At 72.1% G+C, this 22,352-nt stretch carries 17 protein-coding genes and 1 pseudogene; 13 read left to right on the top strand and 5 right to left on the bottom strand.

Going from position 1 to position 22,352, the window contains the following annotated elements; all coding sequences use genetic code 11:
• Positions 1 to 427: pseudogene (locus J7E86_RS21645) on the top strand (primosome assembly protein PriA); the annotation flags it as partial.
• A gap of 280 nt (positions 428 to 707) precedes the next feature.
• On the opposite strand, the gene J7E86_RS21640 reads toward J7E86_RS21645, so the two are convergent.
• Positions 708 to 1,214: a hypothetical protein gene (locus J7E86_RS21640; RefSeq protein WP_215083390.1), complete on the bottom strand. Its 507-nt coding sequence runs from the start codon at positions 1,212 to 1,214 to the stop codon at positions 708 to 710.
• Between the two features lie 255 nt (positions 1,215 to 1,469).
• Here J7E86_RS21640 and fmt point away from each other — a divergent pair, with 255 nt between their 5' ends.
• The 8 genes from fmt to J7E86_RS21600 all read left to right on the top strand — a co-directional run bounded on the left by fmt (position 1,470) and on the right by J7E86_RS21600 (position 11,399).
• Positions 1,470 to 2,405: a methionyl-tRNA formyltransferase gene (gene fmt, locus J7E86_RS21635; protein WP_215083389.1), complete on the top strand. Its 936-nt coding sequence runs from the start codon at positions 1,470 to 1,472 to the stop codon at positions 2,403 to 2,405.
• 52 nt (positions 2,406 to 2,457) lie between these two features.
• Positions 2,458 to 3,894: an RsmB/NOP family class I SAM-dependent RNA methyltransferase gene (locus J7E86_RS21630; protein WP_215083388.1), complete on the top strand. Its 1,437-nt coding sequence runs from the start codon at positions 2,458 to 2,460 to the stop codon at positions 3,892 to 3,894.
• A 342-nt stretch (positions 3,895 to 4,236) separates the two neighbouring features.
• Complete coding sequence (gene rpe / locus J7E86_RS21625) at positions 4,237 to 4,923, top strand: ribulose-phosphate 3-epimerase (RefSeq protein WP_215083387.1); 687 nt, start codon at positions 4,237 to 4,239, stop codon at positions 4,921 to 4,923.
• Between the two features lie 148 nt (positions 4,924 to 5,071).
• Positions 5,072 to 6,061, top strand: a complete 990-nt coding sequence (locus J7E86_RS21620; RefSeq protein ID WP_215083394.1) for a sugar-binding transcriptional regulator — start codon at positions 5,072 to 5,074, stop codon at positions 6,059 to 6,061.
• 350 nt (positions 6,062 to 6,411) lie between these two features.
• Positions 6,412 to 7,854: a GuaB1 family IMP dehydrogenase-related protein gene (locus J7E86_RS21615; protein ID WP_215083386.1), complete on the top strand. Its 1,443-nt coding sequence runs from the start codon at positions 6,412 to 6,414 to the stop codon at positions 7,852 to 7,854.
• Positions 7,855 to 8,379: 525 nt separating this feature from the next.
• Entirely contained in the window at positions 8,380 to 9,918 is a 1,539-nt protein-coding gene (locus J7E86_RS21610; protein WP_374223838.1) for an amino acid permease, read from the top strand.
• 19 nt (positions 9,919 to 9,937) lie between these two features.
• On the top strand, positions 9,938 to 10,387 hold the full coding sequence (locus J7E86_RS21605) for an Lrp/AsnC family transcriptional regulator (RefSeq protein ID WP_215083385.1): 450 nt from the start codon (positions 9,938 to 9,940) through the stop codon (positions 10,385 to 10,387).
• Positions 10,388 to 10,433: 46 nt separating this feature from the next.
• Positions 10,434 to 11,399, top strand: coding sequence for a LysR family transcriptional regulator (locus tag J7E86_RS21600; protein WP_215083384.1), 966 nt, complete (start codon positions 10,434 to 10,436; stop codon positions 11,397 to 11,399).
• Here the strand turns inward: J7E86_RS21600 and J7E86_RS21595 are convergent.
• On the bottom strand, positions 11,368 to 11,922 hold the full coding sequence (locus J7E86_RS21595; RefSeq protein WP_215083383.1) for a hypothetical protein: 555 nt from the start codon (positions 11,920 to 11,922) through the stop codon (positions 11,368 to 11,370). The genes J7E86_RS21600 and J7E86_RS21595 overlap by 32 nt on opposite strands.
• A gap of 336 nt (positions 11,923 to 12,258) precedes the next feature.
• Between J7E86_RS21595 and J7E86_RS21590 the strand changes: the two genes are divergently transcribed.
• Together J7E86_RS21590 and J7E86_RS21585 are read left to right on the top strand one after the other, a co-directional pair.
• Complete coding sequence (locus tag J7E86_RS21590; RefSeq protein ID WP_215083382.1) at positions 12,259 to 13,062, top strand: carbon-nitrogen hydrolase family protein; 804 nt, start codon at positions 12,259 to 12,261, stop codon at positions 13,060 to 13,062.
• A gap of 73 nt (positions 13,063 to 13,135) precedes the next feature.
• Positions 13,136 to 14,836 carry an NAD(P)/FAD-dependent oxidoreductase gene (locus J7E86_RS21585; protein WP_215083381.1) on the top strand — a complete coding sequence of 567 codons (1,701 nt, stop codon included), beginning with the start codon at positions 13,136 to 13,138 and terminating at the stop codon, positions 14,834 to 14,836.
• 37 nt (positions 14,837 to 14,873) lie between these two features.
• On the opposite strand, the gene J7E86_RS21580 is transcribed toward J7E86_RS21585, so the two are convergent.
• Positions 14,874 to 15,566, bottom strand: coding sequence for a DUF5995 family protein (locus J7E86_RS21580; protein WP_215083380.1), 693 nt, complete (start codon positions 15,564 to 15,566; stop codon positions 14,874 to 14,876).
• Between the two features lie 216 nt (positions 15,567 to 15,782).
• On the opposite strand from J7E86_RS21580, the gene J7E86_RS21575 reads away from it, so the two are divergent.
• Positions 15,783 to 17,171, top strand: a complete 1,389-nt coding sequence (locus tag J7E86_RS21575) for a uracil-xanthine permease family protein (protein ID WP_215083379.1) — start codon at positions 15,783 to 15,785, stop codon at positions 17,169 to 17,171.
• Positions 17,172 to 18,084: 913 nt separating this feature from the next.
• Positions 18,085 to 18,567, top strand: coding sequence for a hypothetical protein (locus J7E86_RS21570; protein ID WP_215083378.1), 483 nt, complete (start codon positions 18,085 to 18,087; stop codon positions 18,565 to 18,567).
• 84 nt (positions 18,568 to 18,651) lie between these two features.
• Here J7E86_RS21570 and J7E86_RS21565 read toward each other — a convergent pair whose 3' ends face one another.
• Together J7E86_RS21565 and J7E86_RS21560 are read right to left on the bottom strand one after the other, a co-directional pair.
• Positions 18,652 to 19,824, bottom strand: coding sequence for an MFS transporter (locus J7E86_RS21565; RefSeq protein ID WP_215083377.1), 1,173 nt, complete (start codon positions 19,822 to 19,824; stop codon positions 18,652 to 18,654).
• Positions 19,825 to 19,888: 64 nt separating this feature from the next.
• Positions 19,889 to 22,273, bottom strand: a complete 2,385-nt coding sequence (locus J7E86_RS21560; protein ID WP_308312670.1) for a chitinase C-terminal domain-containing protein — start codon at positions 22,271 to 22,273, stop codon at positions 19,889 to 19,891.
• Between the last annotated feature and the right edge of the window lie 79 nt (positions 22,274 to 22,352).

The raw sequence follows: 22,352 nt of genomic DNA, 5'->3' as shown, positions 1-22,352 counted from the left end.
GGGCGGCACGGTGGTCGTCGTGGCCGAGCCGACGCTGCGGCCGGTGCAGGCCCTGGTCCGCTGGGACCCGGCCGGGCACGCGGTGCGCGAGCTCGCCGACCGGGCGGAGCTGGGCTTCCCGCCGGTGTCCCGGATGGCCGCGGTGGCCGGACCCCCGGAGGCCGTCGCCGACCTGATCGCCGTGGCGGAGCTGCCGGCCGGTACGGAGGTGCTCGGCCCGGTGCCGCTGCCGGTGACGGCCCCGGGCCGCCCGCGCCGCCAGGGCGACCCCCCACCGGGGGAGCACTGGGAGCGGGCCCTGCTGCGGGTGCGCCCGGGCCAGGGCGGCGAGCTGGCGGCGGCCCTGAAGACGGCCCAGGCGACACGACTGGCCCGCCGGGACGGCGAGCCGGTGCGTCTGCGGATCGATCCGCCGGACATCGGCTGAGGAGGGGCGGGACGGGTGGCGGTGGCCGATCTCGGGAGAGAGAGGCGGCGGCCCGGTGGCCCGAGCCCGTCCACCGGCCGGGACGGCGAGGAGTCGAGCGGCGTGCTCCGGCGGTGCCTCGGCGTGAGCCGTCACCGCCGTCTGTGACGAACAGCCGCCACGGGCGGCGCGCTCGGACCGGGCTCGCAGGGCTCGACTTGTCCGAAGCCGTCGGGGCCGTGGTGGCCTCGCCGGCCTCCGATCGGCTCGACGAATCCGAGCGGTCGAGCCGGCGGCACGCCTACCCGTTGCGCGGGCCCGGAAAGGCCGGGGGGCGCGGTTCCTCGCGGAGGGGGACCGCCGGCGGGCCCGGGACCGTGCGGGCGGCGGGGACGACCGGGACGGTGGCCGGCTCGGCGCTGCGTACCGCCTCCGCCGCCTCCGTGGCGGCCTGACCGCTGGTGCGGCGCGCGCCGTAACGGCGGTGCACCGCCTGCTTGGTGACCCCCAGCGCCGAACCCACCGCGTCCCAGGAGAAGCCCAGTGACCGGTCGAAGTCCACCGCCGCCGTCACCAGGGTCTCGACGCTGTCCCGCAGCTCCTGCGCCAGCCGTACGGTCGGCGCGGGAGCCCGCCCGTAGACGACGAAGCCGGCGGACGGGCCGGTGCGCCGCGGGCGGTAGACATTGCCCAGCTGAGCGGTGAGGGTGCGCAGGGCGTCCACCTGCCTGCGGACCCGCTCGATGTCCCGGACCAGAAGATGCAGGCTGGCCCGTGCCTGGGCGTCGTGGGTTGCGTGGTCGGCCATGAAGAAGCCTCTCGGACCGGCGGGGTAAACGGACTAAAAAAGGCGAGAGTTGACAAGGAACGGAAGCGGGCCGCAGCCGCGGCCCGTTACGGTCAATCTCTCTTGACCACAACGCGCCACCGGCCGCCGGGTCACGGTATGGGGGCGCACATCCATCGGAATGGGGCGCGTGAGGGCCCGTACGCCCCCGGATAGCGGGCCTCTAGACTGGTGGGCTGTTCCACTCGGTGCCTGAGGAGAGGTAGTTCGTCACCCATGAGGCTCGTCTTCGCCGGTACCCCCGAGGTAGCCGTCCCCGCTCTCGACGCCCTGCTCGCCTCCGACCGGCACGAGGTCGTCGCCGTCGTCACCCGCCCGGACGCCCCGGCCGGGCGCGGCCGCCGGCTGGTCGCCAGCCCCGTCGCCCAGCGAGCGGAGGAGGCCGGCATCGAGGTGCTCAAGCCCGTGAAGCCGCGCGACGAGGACTTCCTCGCCCGGCTGCGCGAGATCGCCCCCGACTGCTGCCCGGTCGTCGCCTACGGCGCGCTGCTGCCCAAGGCCGCCCTGCAGATCCCCGCCCACGGCTGGGTCAACCTGCACTTCTCGCTGCTGCCCGCGTGGCGCGGCGCGGCGCCCGTCCAGCACGCGATCCTCGCCGGCGACGAGGTCACGGGCGCCTCGACCTTCCTGATCGAGGAGGGCCTGGACTCCGGTCCCGTCTTCGGCGTGCTCACCGAGCACGTGCGCCCCACCGACACCAGCGGTGACCTCCTGACGCGGCTCGCGTTCGCGGGCTCCGGGTTGCTCTCGGCGACCATGGACGGCATCGAGGACGGCACGCTCAAGGCCGTCCCGCAACCCACCGAGGGCATCTCCCTCGCCCCGAAGATCAATGTCGAGGACGCCGAGCTGGACTGGTCCGCGCCCGCCCTGCGGGTGGACCGCGTGGTGCGCGGCTGCGCCCCGGCGCCCGGCGCCTGGACGCTCTTCCGTGGCGAGCGGCTGAAGCTGATGTCGGTCGCGGTCACCCCCGACCGCACCGGACTGGCGCCCGGCGAGATCGCCGCGGCCAAGAACTCCGTCCACGTCGGCACGGGCTCGCACGCGGTGGAACTGCTGTGGGTGCAGCCGCAGGGCAAGAAGCCGATGAAGGCCGCCGACTGGGCCCGCGGTGTCCGCATCGCCGCAGGCGAGCGGCTCGGCGCGGCCTGACGGCAGCGCGTAGGCTGGACCTCTTCACCACACCTGCCCCGGAGCACCTTTCGTGAACGATCAGGCGTCTCGCCAGCGGCCCGGCCGCCCCGCAAAGCCCTACCGCCGGCCCAAGAAGGACCCGGTGCGCATCCTCGCCTTCGAGGCACTGCGGGCCGTCGACGAGCGGGACGCCTACGCGAACCTCGTCCTGCCGCCGCTGCTGCGCAAGGCCCGCGAGCAGGAGGGCTTCGAGGCGCGCGACGCCGCGCTCGCCACCGAGCTGGTCTACGGGACGCTGCGCCGCCAGGGCACGTACGACGCGATCATCGCCGCCTGCGTGGACCGGCCGCTGCGCGAGGTGGATCCGCCGGTGCTGGACGTGCTCAGCCTCGGCGCGCACCAATTGCTCGGTACGCGCATCCCGGCGCACGCGGCGGTGTCGGCCAGCGTCGAGCTGGCTCGGGTCGTGCTGGGCGACGGGCGGGCGAAGTTCGTCAACGCCGTGCTGCGGAAGATCACGGCCCACGATCTCGACGGCTGGCTGGAGAAGGTCGCCCCGCCGTACGAGGACGACCCCGAGGACCACCTCGCCGTCGTCCACTCGCACCCGCGCTGGATCGTCTCCGCCCTGTGGGACGCGCTCGGCGGCGGCCGGGCCGGCATCGAGGACCTGCTCGACGCCGACAACGAACGTCCCGAGGTCACCCTCGTGGCCCGCCCCGGCCGGGCCACGACCGGGGAACTGCTGGCGGCGGTCGGCGAGGACTCGGCGCTGCCGGGCCGCTGGTCGCCCTACGCCGTGCGGCTCGCCGAGGGCGGCGAGCCCGGCGCGCTGGACGCCGTGCGCGAGGGCCGTGCGGGCGTGCAGGACGAGGGCAGCCAGCTGGTCGCCCTGGCCCTGGCGGCGGTTCCCGTGGAGGGCCCGGACAGCCGCTGGCTGGACGGGTGCGCGGGCCCCGGCGGCAAGGCCGCCCTGCTCGGCGCGCTCGCCGCGGAGCGGGGTGCGGCGCTGCTGGCCTCCGAGAAGCAGCCGCACCGGGCCCGCCTCGTCGAGCGGGCGCTGGCCGGCAACCCCGGCCCGTACCAGGTCATCGCCGCGGACGGCACGCGTCCGCCGTGGCGGGAGGGCGTCTTCGACCGCGTCCTGGTCGACGTCCCCTGCACGGGTCTTGGTGCCCTGCGGCGCCGTCCCGAGGCGCGCTGGCGGCGCCGTCCCGAGGATCTGGCCGGCTTCGCGCCGCTCCAGCGCGACCTGCTGCGGGAGGCGCTGCGCGCCGTGCGGGTCGGCGGCGTGGTCGGTTACGCGACCTGCTCGCCCCACCCGGCCGAGACGAAGGCGGTCGTCGACGACGTCCTCAAGCGGGACGGCGTCAGCGCCGAGCGGATCGACGCCCGCCCGTACATGCAGAACGTCCCCGCCCTGGGCGACGGCCCGGACGTGCAGCTGTGGCCGCATCTGCACGGCACGGACGCGATGTATCTGTCGCTGCTGCGACGGACGGCGTAGGCCGTCTCCGGCGGATCATGTGAGCGGGCGCGTAGGCCGTGTCGTGCGGACATGATTGTGGCTGAGCTCAGCCACAATCAAGCCCGTTGGGGGCACCCCCAGCGGTAGCTGGGGGAGTTTGAGGACGCGCCCGCAGGGCGCCCGCCGCCGCAGGCGGCAAAGACGGCCCGCGGCCGAAGGCCCACCGAGGTCCGAGCTGTCGCGGCCGGGCTCTGAAGGAGCGGGGCCCGCTCGCTCGTCCCCGCCGCGGGAGGCCCCCGCCACCCGGTGGCACAGCGCTCCGAGCGTCTGAACGCCCACTCCCGTGCAAGGCCCGCGGCAGCGACATGGCAGGCTTGGGCTATGGCCGCGCAGATCAATCCCAGCATTCTCTCCGCCGACTTCGCCCGCCTCTCCGACGAGGCGCGGGCGGTCAAGGGTGCCGACTGGCTCCACGTCGACGTGATGGACAACCACTTCGTGCCCAACCTCACCCTCGGCGTGCCGATCGTCGAGTCGCTGAGCCGGGCCACGGACATCCCGCTGGACTGCCACCTGATGATCGAGGACCCGGACCGCTGGGCGCCGCAGTACGTCGAGGCCGGGGCCGGTTCGGTGACCTTCCACGCCGAGGCCGCCGCCGCTCCCGTACGCCTGGCGCGGGAGATCCGGGCCAAGGGCGCGCGCGCCTCGATGGCGCTCAAGCCGGCGACGCCGATCGAGCCGTACGAGGACCTGCTGCCCGAGCTGGACATGCTGCTCATCATGACCGTGGAGCCCGGCTTCGGCGGCCAGGCGTTCCTCGACATCATGCTGCCCAAGATCCGCCGCACCCGTGAGCTGATCTCCCGGCACGGCCTGGAGCTGTGGCTGCAGGTCGACGGCGGCGTCTCGGCGGAGACCGTGGAGCGCTGCGCGGAGGCGGGCGCGGACGTCTTCGTGGCCGGCTCCGCCGTCTACGGTACGGAGGACCCCGCGGCGGCCGTACGCTCCCTGCGCGCGCAGGCGGAGCAGGCCACGGCCGTGGCACCCTGGGCCTGCTCCCACTGAGCGGCCCCCGCGCTCGCCCGAAATACTGAGCGCGAGGGGACAGGGCCTGATCAAGGACCGCCGCATCTGACAGGATGATGGTCGAGTCCAACAGCTTGAACACAGAAGTGAGGAGACCGCGGTGTCGACGGGCCGTTCAGCCACGCCGATGGGGCCCGCCGAGCTGGTGCAGGCGGCGGCCATGGCCCGCCGCTTCTACCTCGAGGGCAAGTCGAAGATCCAGATCGCCGAGGAGTTCGGCGTGAGCCGCTTCAAGGTGGCCCGGGTGCTGGAGACGGCCCTGGAGCGCGACCTCGTACGGATCGAGATCCGGGTGCCGGCCGAGCTGGACGCGGAGCGCTCCGACGCGCTGCGCGCCCGCTACGGCCTGCGGCACGCCGTGGTCGTCGAGTCCCCGGCGGACGCCGCGGACGACGCGCCCGACCCCGAGAACCTCGGCGAGGTGGCGGCGGACCTGCTCGGTGAGCTGGTGCACGAGGGAGATGTGCTCGGCCTCGCCTGGGGCCGTTCCACCATTCACATGGCCGCGGCCCTGCACCGGCTGCCGCCCTGCACGGTCGTCCAGCTCACCGGCGTCTACGACGCGGGCACCGCCGAGCGCGGCTCGGTGGAGGCCGTGCGCCGGGCGGCGCAGGTGTCGGGCGGTGAGGCGCACCCCATCTACGCCCCGATGCTGCTGCCCGACTCCGCCACCGCCGCCGCGCTGCGCGGCCAGACGGGCATCGCGCGGGCCTTCGACTACTTCGACAAGGTCACCGTCGCCGCCGTCTCCATCGGCTCCTGGGCGCCGGGCATCTCGACCGTTTACGACATGCTCACCGAGGAGGAGCGCGCGCACTACGCCTCTCTCGGTGCCGCCGCCGAAATGTCCGCGCACCTCTTCGACGCCGACGGCCGCCGCATCGGCCGCGACCTCGGCGAGCGCTGCATCACCGTCGAGGCGGACCGGCTGCGCCGCATACCGGAGGTCGTCGCGATCGCCGGCGGGCTGCGCAAGGCGGCCGCGATCGGCGCCGTGCTGCGGTCCGGGCTGGTCACCAGCCTGGTCACCGACACCGCCGCCGCGGATTACCTGCTGCTGGAGACGGGCCCGGGGCCGCGCCCGGCCCTGGACCGGGCGGACCCCGACGGTCTCTGACCGCCGTACGAGGTGAGGTGCCGCTCAGGACCGCCGCGCGGTCCGCGGTCGCACCTCACCGCGGTCGCGCGGGGCCGAGGGCCGCGTTCGAAGCGGCCCGTACCGGGGCACCGCGGCCGTATCCGGTCGATCCTCCGGCAGTGCTCCGTCTCCCCTCCCTGGTCGAAGCGACAGGAAGGGAAACCCGCCCTTGGCCGATGGCACAGAAAAAGCGAAAAATCGGACGCCGGTTCCCCACGGGCGCGACGCATCATGGATGATGGGTCCAGGAACCTCAGCCCGATCCGGTGCTGGCTCGGTGCTGACTCCCCACCCGCTCTGTACATAAAACCGCAGGTGAGAGAGCCAGTATGCGATTCCTCAATGACCAGAAGCCGCCGTACGACCTGACGTACGACGACGTGTTCATGGTGCCGAGCCGTTCCGCGGTCGGTTCCCGTCAGGGTGTGGACCTGTCCGCCCCCGACGGGACGGGCACCACCATTCCACTGGTGGTCGCCAACATGACCGCGATCGCCGGTCGCCGCATGGCGGAGACGGTCGCCCGCCGCGGCGGGATCGTCGTCATCCCCCAGGACATCCCGATCGAGGTCGTCACCGACGTCATCTCCTGGGTCAAGAGCCGTCACCACGTGCTCGACACCCCGATCGTCCTCGCCCCCACCCAGACCGTCGCCGACGGCCTGTCCCTGCTGCACAAGCGGGCGCACGGCGCGGGCGTCGTCGTCGACGCCGACCAGCGGCCGATCGGTGTCGTCACCGAGTCGGACCTGACCGGCGTGGACCGCTTCACCCAGCTGTCGGAGGTCATGTCGAGGGAGCTGCTGCTCCTCGACGCCGACATCGACCCCCGCGAGGCGTTCAACCAGCTCGACGCCGCCCACCGCAAGCTCGCCCCCGCGGTCGACAAGGACGGCCGGCTCGCCGGCATCCTCACCCGCAAGGGCGCCCTGCGCGCCACGCTGTACACCCCCGCCACCGACGCGGACGGCAAGCTGCGCATCGCCGCCGCCGTCGGCATCAACGGCGATGTGGCCGGCAAGGCCAAGGCCCTGCTGGCGGCCGGCGCCGACACGATCGTCGTCGACACCGCGCACGGCCACCAGGAGTCGATGATCTCCGCGATCAAGGCCGTGCGGTCGCTCGACCCGCAGGTCCCGATCGTCGCGGGCAACATCGTCGCCGCAGAGGGCGTGCGCGACCTCATCGAGGCCGGCGCGGACATCATCAAGGTCGGTGTGGGCCCCGGCGCCATGTGCACCACCCGCATGATGACCGGCGTGGGCCGCCCGCAGTTCTCCGCCGTCCTGGAGTGCGCCGCCGAGGCGAAGAAGTACGGCAAGCACGTCTGGGCCGACGGTGGCGTCCGTCACCCGCGCGACGTCGCCATGGCGCTCGCCGCCGGCGCCTCCAACGTCATGATCGGCTCCTGGTTCGCCGGTACGTACGAGTCCCCGGGCGACCTCCAGCAGACCGCCGACGGGCGTCAGTACAAGGAGAGCTTCGGCATGGCCTCCGCCCGTGCCGTGCGCAACCGCACCAGCGAGGAGTCGGCCTACGACCGGGCGCGCAAGGGCCTGTTCGAGGAGGGCATCTCCACCTCCCGCATGTTCCTCGACCCGGCCCGCCCGGGCGTCGAGGACCTGATCGACTCGATCATCGCGGGTGTCCGTTCCTCCTGCACCTACGCGGGCGCGGGCTCCCTGGCGGAGTTCCACGAGCGCGCCGTCATCGGCGTCCAGAGCGCCGCCGGCTACGCGGAGGGCAAGCCGCTGCACGCCAGCTGGCAGTAGTCGTCACGCGGTATCCGAAGTGATACCGAAGCGGTATCGAAGGGGCGCGGCCTGGGTTTCCAGGCCGCGCCCCTTCGCGCGTCCCGCCGAGCCCGGCCGGACACCCGCGCGGCCGTCGGACGGCGCCGCGACCGACGGCCGGATGACGCTCCGACGCACGGCCGGACGGTGCTCCGACGTACGGCCGGATGGTCCTCCGGCGCACGGCCGGATGACGCTCCGACGCACGGCCGGATGGTCCCCCTGAACGCCGACATGTACCGATTCATGATGCGACGTGCAACGATCGCCCGTTCCGGCCCCCCACGCGCAATGATCGAACGGTCATACGCAAGAATGGTGCATTACGAGCGCGGCCACCCACCTCGTAGGGTCTGCGCTGTACGTGGAGTGGCGGATACCGCTTGCTCGCGGTCCCCCCTCATTCAATGGGTTTGCTCTGCCCTGCCGGCGCACCCTCGGGCGGCCGTCGGGCCTGCCGGGGCCACTCCGCCTTCGACAGGCAGCGACGAATGGAGCCACCCAGTGTTGGACCACGGCACAGCGCCCCCCGCCGCCGGAGACGAGAAGTCGTCCCCGCGGCAGGCCGCCGTCCGCTACGCGGCGGGCCTCATGCGGCGCAAGCCTGTCGAGCGTCTGGTCGCCGAGGGCGGCCAGGGCGAGGGCGGCTCGCTGCGCCGCTCGCTCGGCATGTGGCAGCTCACGATGATCAGCATCGGCGCCACCCTCGGCACCGGCATCTTCGTCGTGCTCGGCGGTGCGGTGCCGAAGGCCGGTCCGGCCGTGATCATCTCCTTCGTCATCGCCGGCATCACCGCACTCTTCTCGGCCCTCTCCTACGCCGAGCTGGCCGGCAGCATCCCGGTCTCCGGCTCCTCGTACTCCTACGCCTACGCGACCCTCGGCGAGATCGTCGCCTGGGTCTGCGGCTGGTGCCTGATCCTGGAGTACGGCGTCTCCGTCGCGGCGGTCGCCGTCGGCTGGGGCCAATACCTCAACGAACTGCTCGACGGCACGATCGGCGTGACCATCCCCGCCGCGCTGGCCAACCCGCCCGGCACCGACGGCGGCATCTTCAACCTGCCCGCGCTGCTCGTCGTCCTGCTGTGCATGGCCTTCCTGCTCGGCGGTGCCAAGGAGAGCGCCCGCGTCAACACCATCATGGTCGGCGTGAAGATCGTGGCCCTGCTGCTCTTCTGCGCCGTCGCCTTCACCGGCATCCGCGCCGGCAACTACGCGCCGTTCATGCCGCTGGGCCTCGGTGGCGTCAGCGCCGCCGGCGCCAGCCTCTTCTTCTCCTACATCGGCTTCGACGCCGCCTCCACGGCGGGCGAGGAGGCCAAGGACCCGAAGAAGGACCTGCCCAGGGCGATCATGCTGTCGCTGCTCATCGTCACCGCGCTCTACGTCCTGGTCGCGGCGGTCGCGGTCGGCGCCATGCCGTGGGGCGACTTCGAGGGCTCCGAGGCCGCCCTCGCCGGGATCATGGAAGACGTCACCGGCCAGAGCTTCTGGGCCGTGCTCCTGGCCGCCGGCGCGGTCATCGCCATCGCCAGCGTCGTCCTGACCGTCCTCTACGGACAGACCCGCATCCTCTTCGCGATGTCCCGCGACGGGCTCGTCCCCAAGACGTTCGCCAAGGTCCACGAGAAGTCCGGCGTGCCGCGCGCCAACACGGTGATCGTCTCGCTGTTCTGCGGCGTCCTCGCCGCCGCCGTGCCCCTGGGCGAGCTCGCCGACGCCACCAGCATCGGCACCCTCTTCGCCTTCGCGCTGGTCAACATCGCCGTCATCGTGCTGTTCTTCACCCGCCCCGACATGAAGCGCACCTTCCGGACGCCGCTGTCCGGGGTACGGATCCCGCTCGGCTCCCACCGGGTGCCGCTCGCGCCGGCCTTCCCGGCCATCGGCTTCGGCCTGTGCGTCTACATGATGTTCAGCCTGCCCGGCAGCACGTGGATGTACTTCGGCGGCTGGATGATCGTGGGACTTGTGATCTACTTCATGTACGGGAAGAGCCGCTCGCGGCTCGCCCAGGAAGCACAGGTACCTCTAGAGAAGTGATCCACCCGCAGTGCGACAGATGAACGATCTCGACCAGCGCATCGTGCATGCCCTCGCCGAGGACGCCCGCCGCTCCTACGCCGACATCGGCACCGAGGTCGGCCTGTCCGCGCCCGCCGTGAAGCGCCGCGTGGACAGGCTGCGGGCCGAGGGGGCCATCACCGGGTTCACCGTCCGGGTGGACCCGGCGGCGCTCGGCTGGGAGACCGAGGGGTTCATCGAGATGTACTGCCGCCGGAACACCTCGCCCGAGGCGATCCACCGCGGCCTGTCGCGCTACCCGGAGGTGGCGTCCGCCTCGACCGTCACCGGCGAGGCGGACGCCATCGTCCAGGTCTTCGCCTCCGACATGCGCCACTTCGAGCGCGTGCTGGAGCGCATCGCGGGGGAGCCGTTCGTCGAGCGGACCAAGTCCGTGCTCGTGCTCTCCCCGCTGCTGCGCCGCTTCAGCTCCGGCGCCCCGTCCTGACGGCCTCCACCGGGGGCGCGCCCGGCGCGGCCGCGATACTGGCGCCATGCTCATAGCCCCCGGTGAGAGCCCCGGGAACCGCGACGCCCCGAGCCGCCTCGACCTGAACCTGCTCATCGCCCTCGACGCGCTGCTCGCCGAGGAGAGCGTCACCGCGGCCGCCGACCGGCTCGGGCTCTCCGGGCCCGCCATGAGCCGCACCCTCGGCCGCATCCGGCGCGCCCTGGGCGACCCCGTGCTCGTACGCGCCGGACGCCGCATGGTCCCCACCCCGCGCGCCCAGGCCCTGCGCGCGGATGTGCGCCGGGTCCTCGACGACGCCCGCGCCCTCTTCGTCGCCGGGGCGCCCGCCGACCCCGCCACGCTGCGCCGCACCTTCACCCTCAGCGCCCACGACAGCCACATCATGGCCTTCGGGGCCGCACTGCTCGGCCGGGCCGCCCGGCAGGCCCCCGGTGTCACCCTGCGCTTCCCGGCCGAGGGCCCGGACCGGATGGCACCGCTGCGCGACGGGACCATCGACCTGGAACTCGGCGTCATCGACCGCGACGAGCCCGAGATCCGCGTCGAGCCGCTCCTGGAGGACCGCGTCGTCGGCGTCGCCCGCCCCGGGCACCCCCTGCTCGACGGCCCCGTCACCCCACGCCGTTACGCCGCCGCGCACCACATCGCCGACTCACGGCGCGGCCGGCTCGCCGGCCCCGTCGACGAGGCGCTCGCCGCCCAGGGCCTGCGCCGCCGTGTCATCGCCGCCGTCCCGACCTTCGCCGCCGCCCTGTACGCGCTCAGCGGCACCGACGCCGTCGGGACCATGTCCGAGCGGATCGGCGGCCCCGCCGCGGCCGCCCTGGGCCTGCGCACCTTCGAGATCCCCCTGGACCTGCCGCCGTTGTCCATCCGCATGGCCTGGCACCCGCGCCACGAGGCGGACAGCGGTCACCGCTGGCTGCGGGACCTCGTCCGGGACGTCGTGTGCGGGCCTAGCCCAGCGGCTCCCACGGAGCCACGGTGAAGTCGCCCTTCTCCAGCTTCTCGATCGGCGCGGAGCTCATGCACGGGGGCAGGTCCTTCATCTTGCTGGGGTCGTTCGTGGTCACCCAGCTGTACCCCAGGCGGTCGCCCCGCTTGCCGTGATCGTCCACGGTGAAGCCGACCCGCTTGCCCTTGAGGCCCTCCAGGTCCGTCTTCTCGACGATGCCGGTGGCCGTTGCCACCTTGCCGCCCGAGATCAGGCAGTCGATCCGGCCCTCGGCGAACTTGTGCCTGCCGTTGGTGAAGACATGGCTGAAGCGGAAGGTGCCGCTCGCCTTCTCCAGCAGCCCATGCGCGTCGAAGGTGAAGTGGACCTTGTCGCCGGCGGGCCGGTACATCTTCGCGGAACCGGTCAGGCGCGGCTCCTTCGCCGATGCCGCGGCGCCGCCCCCGGAGTCGGAGGCGAGGGCGGTCCCGGCGGCCGAGGCGGCCAGCAGCGCCGCACCGCCGACCGCGGCGAGACGGATCCGGGTGCGGGTGAGGGAGGGGCGGTGACGAAGCATGACGGCTGCCCTTTCGGCGTACGGAGCGGAATCGGCCGGACGGTGTCCCGGCCCGCGATCAGCTTCCCGCGCGCGGCCGCCGCCGGTCGTCCTGCCGCGGGGCGATCACCCTCCGCCGCACGGGGGAGGGCCCCTCGACCGGGGAAGGACACCCCCGCGGCCGTCCGGCAGGTCACACCGCGCAACGAATCGCCGTGAAGGTGCCCAAAGGCGCAACGTATCGCCCGGCGGTACGCAACGGACGCGCCTTGTCTGCTGGAGTTACCGGACCGTACCGTCAATGCGTCGTAACGAACGCGCGCTCGACCGTAGAGCTCGACAGGTGAAAGAGGCAGCATGACGCCGCTGCGTATCGCGCTGTACCAGGGCCCCTCCGGCGTCCCCGCCTCCACCGCCGACAGCCTCGCCTCCCTCGACGCCGCGGCCCGCCGGGCCGCCGCCGCGGGCGCCCGGCTGCTGCTGGCCAACGAGCTGTTCCTCACCGGCTACGCCCTCGGCGCGGCCGTCCGCGACCTCGCCGAGCCCGCCGACGGCCCCGGCGCCCGGGCCGTCGCCCGCATCGCCGCCGCGCACGGCCTGGCCATCGGCTACGGTTACCCCGAGCGCGCCGACGCCGACGTGATCTTCAACGCGCTCCAGCTCATCGGGCCGTACGGCACGAGCCTGGCGAACTACCGCAAGACCCACCTCTTCGGCGACTTCGAGACCACGTACTTCCGGCCCGGCACCGACCCCGTCGTCCAGGCCGACCTCGACGGGGTCCGCCTCGGCCTGCTGATCTGCTACGACGTCGAGTTCCCCGAGCCGGTGCGCGCCCACGCGCTGGCCGGCACCGAGCTGCTGCTCGCGCCCACCGCGCTGATGCGCCCGTACGAGATCGTCCCGCAGACGATCATCCCGGCCCGGGCCTGGGAGAGCCAGCTCTACATCGCCTACGCCAACCGCTGCGGCACCGAGGGCGACTTCACCTTCGCCGGGCTCAGCTGTCTCGCCGCCCCCGACGGGACCGTACGGGCGCGTGCGGGCCTGGGCGAGGACCTGATCGTCGCCGACGTCGACCCGGCGCTGCTGAAGGCGTCCCGCGCCGAGAACACCTATCTGAGCGACCGCCGGCCGGAGCTGTACACCTCGCTCACCTGACCCCCACCGAGACGCAGCCCCCGCGGCCTCCCCCCCCGAGCCGTCACCCCCTTCCCGCAGGAGAGTTCAGCCGATGACGTCCATGGTGCCCACCGCCGCCCACGACGAGCAGTCGGAGCCGGCCCTGCCGCCGATCACGATGTTCGGCCCGGACTTCCCCTTCCCGTACGACGACTTCCTCGCCAACCCGGCGGGCCTCGGCCAGATACCGGCCACCGAGCACGGCACCGAGGTCGCGGTCATCGGTGGCGGCCTGTCGGGCATCATCGCCGCGTACGAGCTGATGAAGATGGGCCTCAAGCCCGTCGTGTACGAGGCCGACAAGATCGGCGGCCGGCTGCGCACCGTCGGGTTCGAGGGCTGCGACCCCTCGCTCACTGCCGAGATGGGCGCGATGCGCTTCCCCCCGAGCTCCACCGCGCTGCAGTACTACATCGACCTGGTGGGCCTGGAGACCAAGCCGTTCCCCAACCCGCTGGCCCCCGACACGCCCTCGACCGTCGTCGACCTCAAGGGCGAGTCGCACTACGCCAAGACCATCGACGACCTGCCCGCGGTCTACCGCGAGGTCGCCGAGGCGTGGAACGCCTGCCTGGAGGAGGGCGCCGACTTCTCCGACATGAACCGCGCCCTGCGCGAGCGCGACGTGCCGCGCGTCCGGGAGATCTGGGCGAAGCTCGTCGAGAAGCTCGACAACCAGACCTTCTACGGCTTCCTGTGCGAGTCGACCGCCTTCAAGTCCTTCCGCCACCGTGAGATCTTCGGCCAGGTCGGCTTCGGCACCGGCGGCTGGGACACCGACTTCCCCAACTCCATCCTGGAGATCCTGCGCGTCGTCTACACCGAGGCGGACGACCACCACCGCGGCATCGTCGGCGGCAGCCAGCAGCTCCCGCTGCGGCTGTGGGACCGCGAGCCCGCGAAGCTCGTGCACTGGGCGCCGGGCACCTCGCTGGCCTCGCTGCACGGCGGCGACCCGCGCCCGGCCGTGACCCGGCTGCACCGCACGGCGGGCAACGGCATCACGGTCACCGACGCGAGCGGCGACATCCGCACGTACAAGGCGGCGATCTTCACCGCTCAGTCGTGGATGCTGCTGTCGAAGATCGAGTGCGACGACTCGCTCTTCCCCATCGACCACTGGACGGCGATGGAGCGCACCCACTACATGGAGTCGTCCAAGCTGTTCGTCCCCGTCGACCGGCCGTTCTGGCTGGACACCGACGAGGAGACCGGGCGTGACGTGATGTCGATGACGCTCACGGACCGCATGACCCGCGGCACCTACCTGCTGGACGACGGCCCCGACAAGCCGGCCGTCATCTGCCTCTCGTACACCTGGTGCGACGACAGCCTCAAGTGGCTGCCGCTGTCGGCGAACGAGCGCATGGAGGTCATGCTCAAGTCGCTCGGCGAGATCTACCCCAAGGTCGACATCCGCCGCCACATCATCGGCAACCCGGTCACGGTCTCCTGGGAGAACGAGCCCTACTTCATGGGCGCCTTCAAGGCCAACCTGCCCGGTCACTACCGCTACCAGCGGCGCCTGTTCACCCACTTCATGCAGGAGCGGCTGCCGGAGGACAAGCGCGGCCTGTTCCTCGCGGGCGACGACATCTCCTGGACGGCGGGCTGGGCCGAGGGCGCCGTGCAGACCGCCCTCAACGCGGTGTGGGGCGTGATGCACCAGTTCGGCGGCACCACGGACGCCACCAACCCCGGTCCGGGCGACGTCTACGACGAGATCGCGCCGGTGGAACTGCCGGAGGACTGACGGTCCTTCGAGGGTCCCCGGAACCTTCCGGGGGCCCTCACCCCAGAGGTGTCAGCAGACACCGGCCGACCATCCCGACCCCCGAGTCGAGCCGGTCGGTGAGCTCGCCCGCCACGTCCGGCAGCCCGCGCACCGCCCACAGCGTCCGGAACGACGCCCAGGCCGCGCCGCGTGCCGCGTCCAGGCTCCACGACCCCACCAGGTGGGTCAGCGGATCGGCGACGTCCAGCAGGTCCGGGCCGGGCATCAGCCCCTCGCGGATCCGCTCCTCCATGGTGGCCAGCAGCCCGCCGACCCGGTCGAAATCGGCCTGCAGCGCCTCCGGTTCGACCCCGCGGGCCCGGCACGTGTCGGTGAGCGCGAGCGCGAGGTCGTGCCCGATGTGGGCGTTGATCCCCGCCAGCGCGAACTGCAGGGGCTGCACCGCGGGATGGCCCCGCTGCTGGAACAGCGGCCGCCAGCACGCGGGCGGCCGCCGCCCCACCGCCGCCCGGTCGACGGCGGTCAGATACCGCCCGGCGAACCGTACGTCCAGCTCGGCCGCCGCGCTCCCCGCCCCGAACCCGCCGACCGCCACTTGCCGCGCGATCTCCTCCGTGACCGTCAGATAGACCCGGTTGAACACCGCCACCCCGTCGCGCGGCGGCAGCGCCTCGTCCAGCCTTCGCATCCGCGCCAGGACGTCCTCGATGCCCGTCGGTGCCGCGGGCAGCGCCCATGTCATCGTCATGCACACAGAGTGACATGCATATACGCAGAGTAGGGGATCGGGTGCGGCAGATGACCTGAACGGATGAACGGCCGCGGGTGATGCGGCCGGTGCGGCCGGTGCCGTGCGCGGAGGGCTCGCCGCGGCTGCCCGGTCCGTTTGGTGCTCGCGCGGCCATCGACTATGAATCCCCTTGGCCTCCGCGGTGCGCGGGGGCCCTGCGAATGGAGATTGATCATGGCGGGCTTCGGATGGAAGCTGCATGGCGATGGCAAGCATCTGAGGCCCGGGGAGGTGGTCAAGCCCGGCGAGCGGCTGTCGTGGGGACGTACGGCCGGGCTCGGCGCCCAGCATGTCGTCTCGATGATCGGCGCGTGTTTCGTCGCCCCGATCCTCATGGGGCTGGACCCGAACCTGGCGCTGATGGCATCAGGCGTGTCGACGGTGCTGTTCCTGCTGATGACGCGCGGGCGCGTGCCCAGCTACCTCGGCTCCTCGCTCTCCTTCGTCGGGGTCTCGGCGGTCATCGGGAGCCAGGGCGGTGACGCCGGCACCCTGACCGGTGCCATGCTCGTGGTGGGTGCCGCGCTCGCGGCCTGCGGCGTGGTCATCCAGGCTCTGGGGGCACGCGTGATCCACGCGGTGCTGCCACCGGTGGTCACCGGCGCCGTGGTCATGCTGATCGGCTTCAACCTGGCACCGGTCACCGCGAAGGTGTACTGGCCGCAGGACCAGTGGGCCGCCCTCGCCACGATGCTCTTCACGGGGCTCGCGCTGGTCGTGCTGCGAGGCTTCTGGTCCCGCATCGCGATCTTCCTCGGCCTCGTCTTCGGCTACGCGCTGTCCTGGGTCCTCGACCGCACCGCCGGAAAGATCCACTCGGCCGACGGCTCCGGCAAGGTGACGGACCACTGGCGCATCGACTTCTCCGGCGTCGCCCATGCCGACTGGATCGGCGCGCCGACCTTCCACGCGCCGAACTTCTCCCTCTCGGCGATCCTCGTCGCGCTCCCCGTACTCGTGGCCCTCATCGCCGAGAACGCCGGTCACGTCAAGGCCGTCGGCGAGATGACCGGTGACCCGCTCGACGACAAGATGGGCATCGCCATCATCGCGGACGGCAGCGCGACCATGCTCTCCACGGCGGTGGGCGGCCCCGCCACCACGACGTACGCCGAGAACATCGGGGTGATGGCGGCGACCCGCGTCTACTCCACGGCCGCCTACTGGGCCGCGGCCTGCTTCGCGCTCCTCTTCGGCCTCTGCCCGAAGTTCGGCGCGGTCGTCGCCGCCATTCCCGGGGGCGTCCTCGGAGGCATCACCGTCATCCTGTACGGCATGATCGGCCTGCTCGGCGCCCAGATCTGGGTCCGGAACAAGGTCGACTTCGCGCAGCCCCTCAACCTGGTCCCGGTCGCCGCGGGCGTCGTCATCGGCATCGGCGGCGTCTCCCTGAAGGTCAGCGACAACTTCGAACTGAGCGGCATCGCCCTCGGCACGCTGATCGTGCTCACCGGCTACCACGCCTTGCGTTGGCTGTCCCGGGCAGCGAGCCGCCGCGAGCCTTCGCTGCTGGACGGCGGCACGACGGGTTACGACGAGGCGGCGCGGAAGGGGGCGTCCTGATGGTGGCCAGTCCAGTCGTTCATTTCGGGCGAAAATTGAATATGGATGCCTGATCCTGCGGGATGTGGGCAGTGAAGATGACGTCACGGACTGGGATCCGCTATCAAATAATTGGCATCGAGAGGGTAGTTCGATCATCTTTGGCGTCCGCGCTGGCGTTGACGGACCAGTTGAATGCGATGTATGGAAAACCACCCCGCCTGCCGTGCTGCCCGCGAAGCTCTTCGAGGATGAACTCCCCTGCCTGTCCGGGTGGCTAGCCATCCATGACCCAAACGAGCACGTTCGAATGCAGTTTCAGGGGAGGCGTGGCTCTCTGCTCTGTTCGGTAATGGTGGATGATCCTCAATTTCCGTCCAAGGTACAGGTTGTCCTGGAGGCTTCCCCGGCTCTCTGATGGTCTGGCCGGGCCGCGAAATTTTAAGCGAATTCGCAGCTTGAAGTGATATTTGCGAGGTTCTGTCGGAGGTGTACGGCAGGACCTCGCAGCTTTTGTGTAGGGGAGCAACGGCCTCGGCGGGCTGCGCCTGCGGCGGGCCGCGCCTCTTGCGTCTGGCAGCGGCGGGTGTGGGCGAAAGCGCATGGAGATGGAGCGGGGGAATGATGCGCACGTCATCGAACGTGCGTGTTGTGCTCGTCTGTGCCCGTCGCCAGGTGGTCAAAGCCTTCTCCTTCAGCCCGGAAGTCAGTGATGGCCTCCTGAGGTGATGGACGCTCCGAATGTGGTGACCACATGCCGGGTGCTGAGCCCGTGCGGCGGAGGCCTCTGACCGCCCTGCCCCGGCCCCCGCCCCGTGCTGCAATCGGCCCAATCGGTGGCCCGTAAGACTGTATGACCGTGGGCTTCGGCAAGTTCGGGAGTGCTGCGCGGTATGCGTCCCCGTGTCCGAATTCCTGCAACCAGGAGACACTTATGCGCAAGCTCGTCGGCCGCACCGCGGCCGCCGCTGTCATCGCCGCGGCCGCCATCATCCCGATGTCCGGCGTGGCCTCGGCCACCCCGGCCAGCCCCGCCGTCCAGGCGTGGGACCACGACCACGACCGTGATGGCCACCACCACGGCGACCACCACCACGGCCGTGACCACCGTCATGGTGACGACGACGACTGCGACGGCCGCTGGGGCGGCGGTCACCACGACGGCTGGGGCGGCGGCTGGGGCAACCGCCACCACGACGACTGTGACGACGACTGCGGCGGCCACTGGGGCGGCGGCGGTTGGGGCGGTGGCTGGGGCAACCGTCACCACGACGACTGTGACGACGACTGGGGCGGCCACGGCGGCGGCTGGGGTGGCGGCTGGGGCGGCCACCACGGCGGCTGCGGCCACCACCACGGCGGCTGGGGCGGCGGCTGGGGCGGGCACGGCCTCGGCGGTCTGCTCGGCATCCTCTAACCGGCATCCCACCATCAGGTGATACGGGCCGTACGGAGGACCCCCGAGGGTCCGCCGTGCGGCCCATCCTGCCGTCCCCGAGTCTCACTCCCTCGCCGCCGCCGGAGCGCGCAGGATCCCTGCCCCCGCCACCAGCCCCACGGTCAGCGCCGTGACCACGCCGAAGGACACCACGAGCGAACTGGCGTCCGCGATCCGGCCGATGGCGGCCGGGGCCACGAGCCCGGAGGTGTAGGTGATCGTCGCGACGCCGGCGATGGCCTGGCTGGGCTCCGGGCCGCTGCGCCCGGCCGCCGCGAAGGCCAGCGGGACGACGACGGCGATGCCCGCGCCCAGGAGGGCGAAGCCCGCGATGGCCTGCGGCGGGCCGGTCGGGAGGACGACCAGCAGTCCGCCGGCGGCCGCCACCGCGCCGCCCGCCCGTACGGTCCGTACGGGCCCGAACCGCTCGATCGCCGGGTCGCCCCCGAACCGGGCCGCCGCCATGGCGCACGAGAACGCGGTGGTCGCGGCGGCCGCGACGCCGGGACCGGAGCCGAGGACGTCGCGGAGGTGGACGGCGGACCAGTCCAGGCTCGCGGCCTCGGCGAAGACCGCGCAGAAGCCGACCGCGCCGATGACGAGCGCCGCGCGCGGCGGCAGCGCGAATCGTGGCGGCGGGTGCTCCTCGGGCGCTGTGCGCAGGTCGAGGACCCAGTGGCAGGCGAGCCACCCGAGCACCGTGAGCACGGCGGCCGCGCCGCCCAGGTGCGGGCGGGCGTCGAGCCCGGTGTGGGCGGCGACCGTGCCCGCCGCCGAGCCCGCGAGCGTGCCCACGCTCCACATCCCGTGCAGCCCGGACATGACCGACCGGCCCAGGCGCTCCTCGGTCTCCACGCCGAGCGCGTTCATGGTGACGTCCGCCATGCCGGCGGTCGCGCCGTAGACGAACAGCACGCCGCACAGGGCGACGAGGCCGGGCGAGAGAGCGGGCAGCGCGACGGAGAGGCAGTACAGGGCGAGCAGCCCGCGCAGCGCGGCCCGGGAGCCGTAGCGGTGGCCGACCCGGCCCGCGAGGGGCATCGCGCACGCGGCGCCGATCGCCGGGAAGGCGAGCGCGATGCCGAGCTGCCCGGGGCCGATGCCCAGGTGGCCGCTGATCCAGGGGATGCGGGTCGCGAAGCCGCCGGTGACCGCGCCGTGCACGGCGAAGGCGGCGGCCAGGGCGGCCCGGGCGCGGCGCGGGCGACGGTCCGCGGGCGCGTCGCTGGTCGTCATGGGCGGCCATCCTCCCGGACGGGGTCCGGACGGGTCGACCCCGCCGCGGACCCCGTGTGCGCGCTCAGCAGGTGCCGAGGTCCTGCCACACCCCCCACTCGCCCGTGGTGCCGGGCTCGTCGCTTCGCGTCCACCACTTGGCCTTCCAGGAGTGGGACTTCCAGGAGACGGTGGCGCCGCCGTTGTAGACGCCCGCCTTGTCCCACGCCGGGGCCGTGCAGGAGCCGCCGGTGGGAGTGCCGGTCGGGGTGCCCGTCGGCGTCGAGGTCGGCGTCGAGGTCGGGGTCGGGGTCGGCGTCGTGCCGCCCGGGTCGACCACGGTCGTGCCGCGGGCCAGGTCGGCGCTGAGGGCGTACGTCTTCCCGCCGAAGCCGACGCTCCAGTTCGACGGTGTCGACGTCGGCAGGTAGTAGACGTAGTCGATGGCCGCCGAGGCGCCGGGCTGAAGCGGCTGTGAGGCCGGCAGCTTCACGGAGACGCGGTGGTAGTCGCCCTTGAGGCCGCCGATGTTGTTGCCGGCGGTGTGGTCGGAGCGGATGACCTTCAGGCCCCAGCCCGACTGGTCCTTGGCGTTGCCGGGTGCGGAATTGCCGTAGTCGAACTGGAATTCCGCGCCGCCGGGAATGGTGGTTCTCGACCTGTTGGTGATGCGGAGCTTCGGGTTGATGGGGTAATTGCTGTCGCCGAGTGGGAAATCGGTGAGGGCGACGTCCACGTCGAGTGCCTGTGCAGGCAGTTCGGTGGTCGCCCGCCGGGCACCGTAGGCGGGTGCCGACTTGAAGGCGTCGTACATCGCGGTGGTCAGGGTGGTGCCGGGCTCGTACTGGCCCTTGCCCGCGTTCCAGCCGTAGTCGCCCGCGAGCTCCCAGACCATGGTGCCGCCGAGTCCCTTGTCGACGACGTACTGCGCCTTGGCCTTCACCGACTGCTCGTCCTCGGTGGAGAGGAAGACCTTCTTCTCGGCGTTCCACAGCCAGGGCGCGGTGAGGGTGGAGTCGTAGTGGCGCGTGTAGGTGCCGGTCAGCTTGGTGTTCTCCGGGAAGCCGTACCGTCCGGCGTAGTCCCCGACGACGCCCTTCTCCAGGTTCTTCGCGTGCCACATCGGATTGGAGCCGGCCGGGGATTCCTTGCCGTTGCCGTCCTTGTCGTGCCAGAGGTTGTCGATGCCGACCGCGCCGTCACCGCACGTGGTCAGGCCGGAGCCGGCCGGACAGGAGGCCGCCTTCGCGGTGCCCCACAGGCCGTCGGTCCCGCCGCTGACGTTCTTCCAGCCGCGGCTGTAGTACGGCAGGCCGAGATTGATCCGCCCGGCCGGCAGGGCGCCGCGGAAGTAGTGGTACGCCCAGTCGCCGTTGAGGTAGCCGATGCCGCCGTACTGTGCCGTGGTGTAGACGCCCCACTTGGCGAGTTCGGCGTCCTTGCCGTCGTCGTACAGCGCGGCGTTGGGCCCGACGAACTCGTTCCAGGCGCCGTGCAGGTCGTAGGACATGACGTTGACGTAGTCCAGGTACTTCGTCGCCTGGTACGTCTCCATGCCGCGCAGCAGGTACGCCGACGAGGGCGCGGCGACGGAGAGGAGGTAATGCCTGCCGTCCCCGGCGCCGGCCCGGTCCAGCTTTTCGCGCAGGGTCTTCATCAGGGCCGCGTAGCCCTTGTTCAGACCGCCGCGCCGGGCGTTGGCCAGGGCCCAGTCCTCGGGGTGTCCGGCGTCCTTCATCGACGTGGGGTATTCGTAGTCGATGTCGACGCCGTTGAAGCCGTATTTCTTGACGAAGGCGACGGCCGATTCCGCGAACGTGTCGATGCCGGCCTGATTGACCGAACCGTCGGCGTTCGTCGCCGTCCGGTAGAAGCCGCCGGAGTCGACGCGCTTGCCGTTCTCGTCGATGTATCCGCCGGTCTCCGCCCAGCCGCCCACGGAGATGAGCGTCTTCACCTGCGGGTGCTGCTTCTTGTACTTGGTGAGCAGGTTGAAGTGGCCCTTGTAGGGGAGCGCGGGGTCCATCTCGGCGCCGGCGACGCCGGGCCAGGTCATTCCGGTGGCGGGGTTGTCCGGGCCGTCCGCGCCGACCGAGATCCTGTCGTCGGGGCCTACGTGCGCGAAGGCGTAATTGAGGTGGGTGACCTTCTCCCACGGGATGTCGGAGGCGAGGTAGGCGGGGGTGCCGTCCTTGCCGGTGCGCCAGCCCGTGAAGTAGCCGATGACGCGGCGCTGGTGGTCGGCGCCCATCTTCTCGCGGCCGGCGGAGTCGTAGACCGAGCAGTACGGGACGTCGACGCCCGGTGTGGAGTAGAGGCCGTCGGGGCGGCAGGCGAACTGGTCCTCGGCGTGCGAGACGGTCGCCGAGACGGTGGCGGAGAGCGTGCCGAAGAGCAGTCCCGCCAGCGCGGTCCCCGCGGCGGCGAGGACGGTCCCGCGCCGCGCGCGGGGTCTGTGGGTGGGCAACACGATGGGGTTCCTCCAGGTGGGGGGCTCGTCGAGCGGTTGGGGGGTGCGTGGTGCCGTGGCCCGGGTTCGCGCGTACCGC

This window comes from Streptomyces sp. ISL-11 (assembly GCF_018614525.1).
Taxonomy (GTDB): Bacteria; Actinomycetota; Actinomycetes; order Streptomycetales; family Streptomycetaceae; genus Streptomyces.
This window is presented reverse-complemented; position numbering and strand designations above follow the sequence as displayed.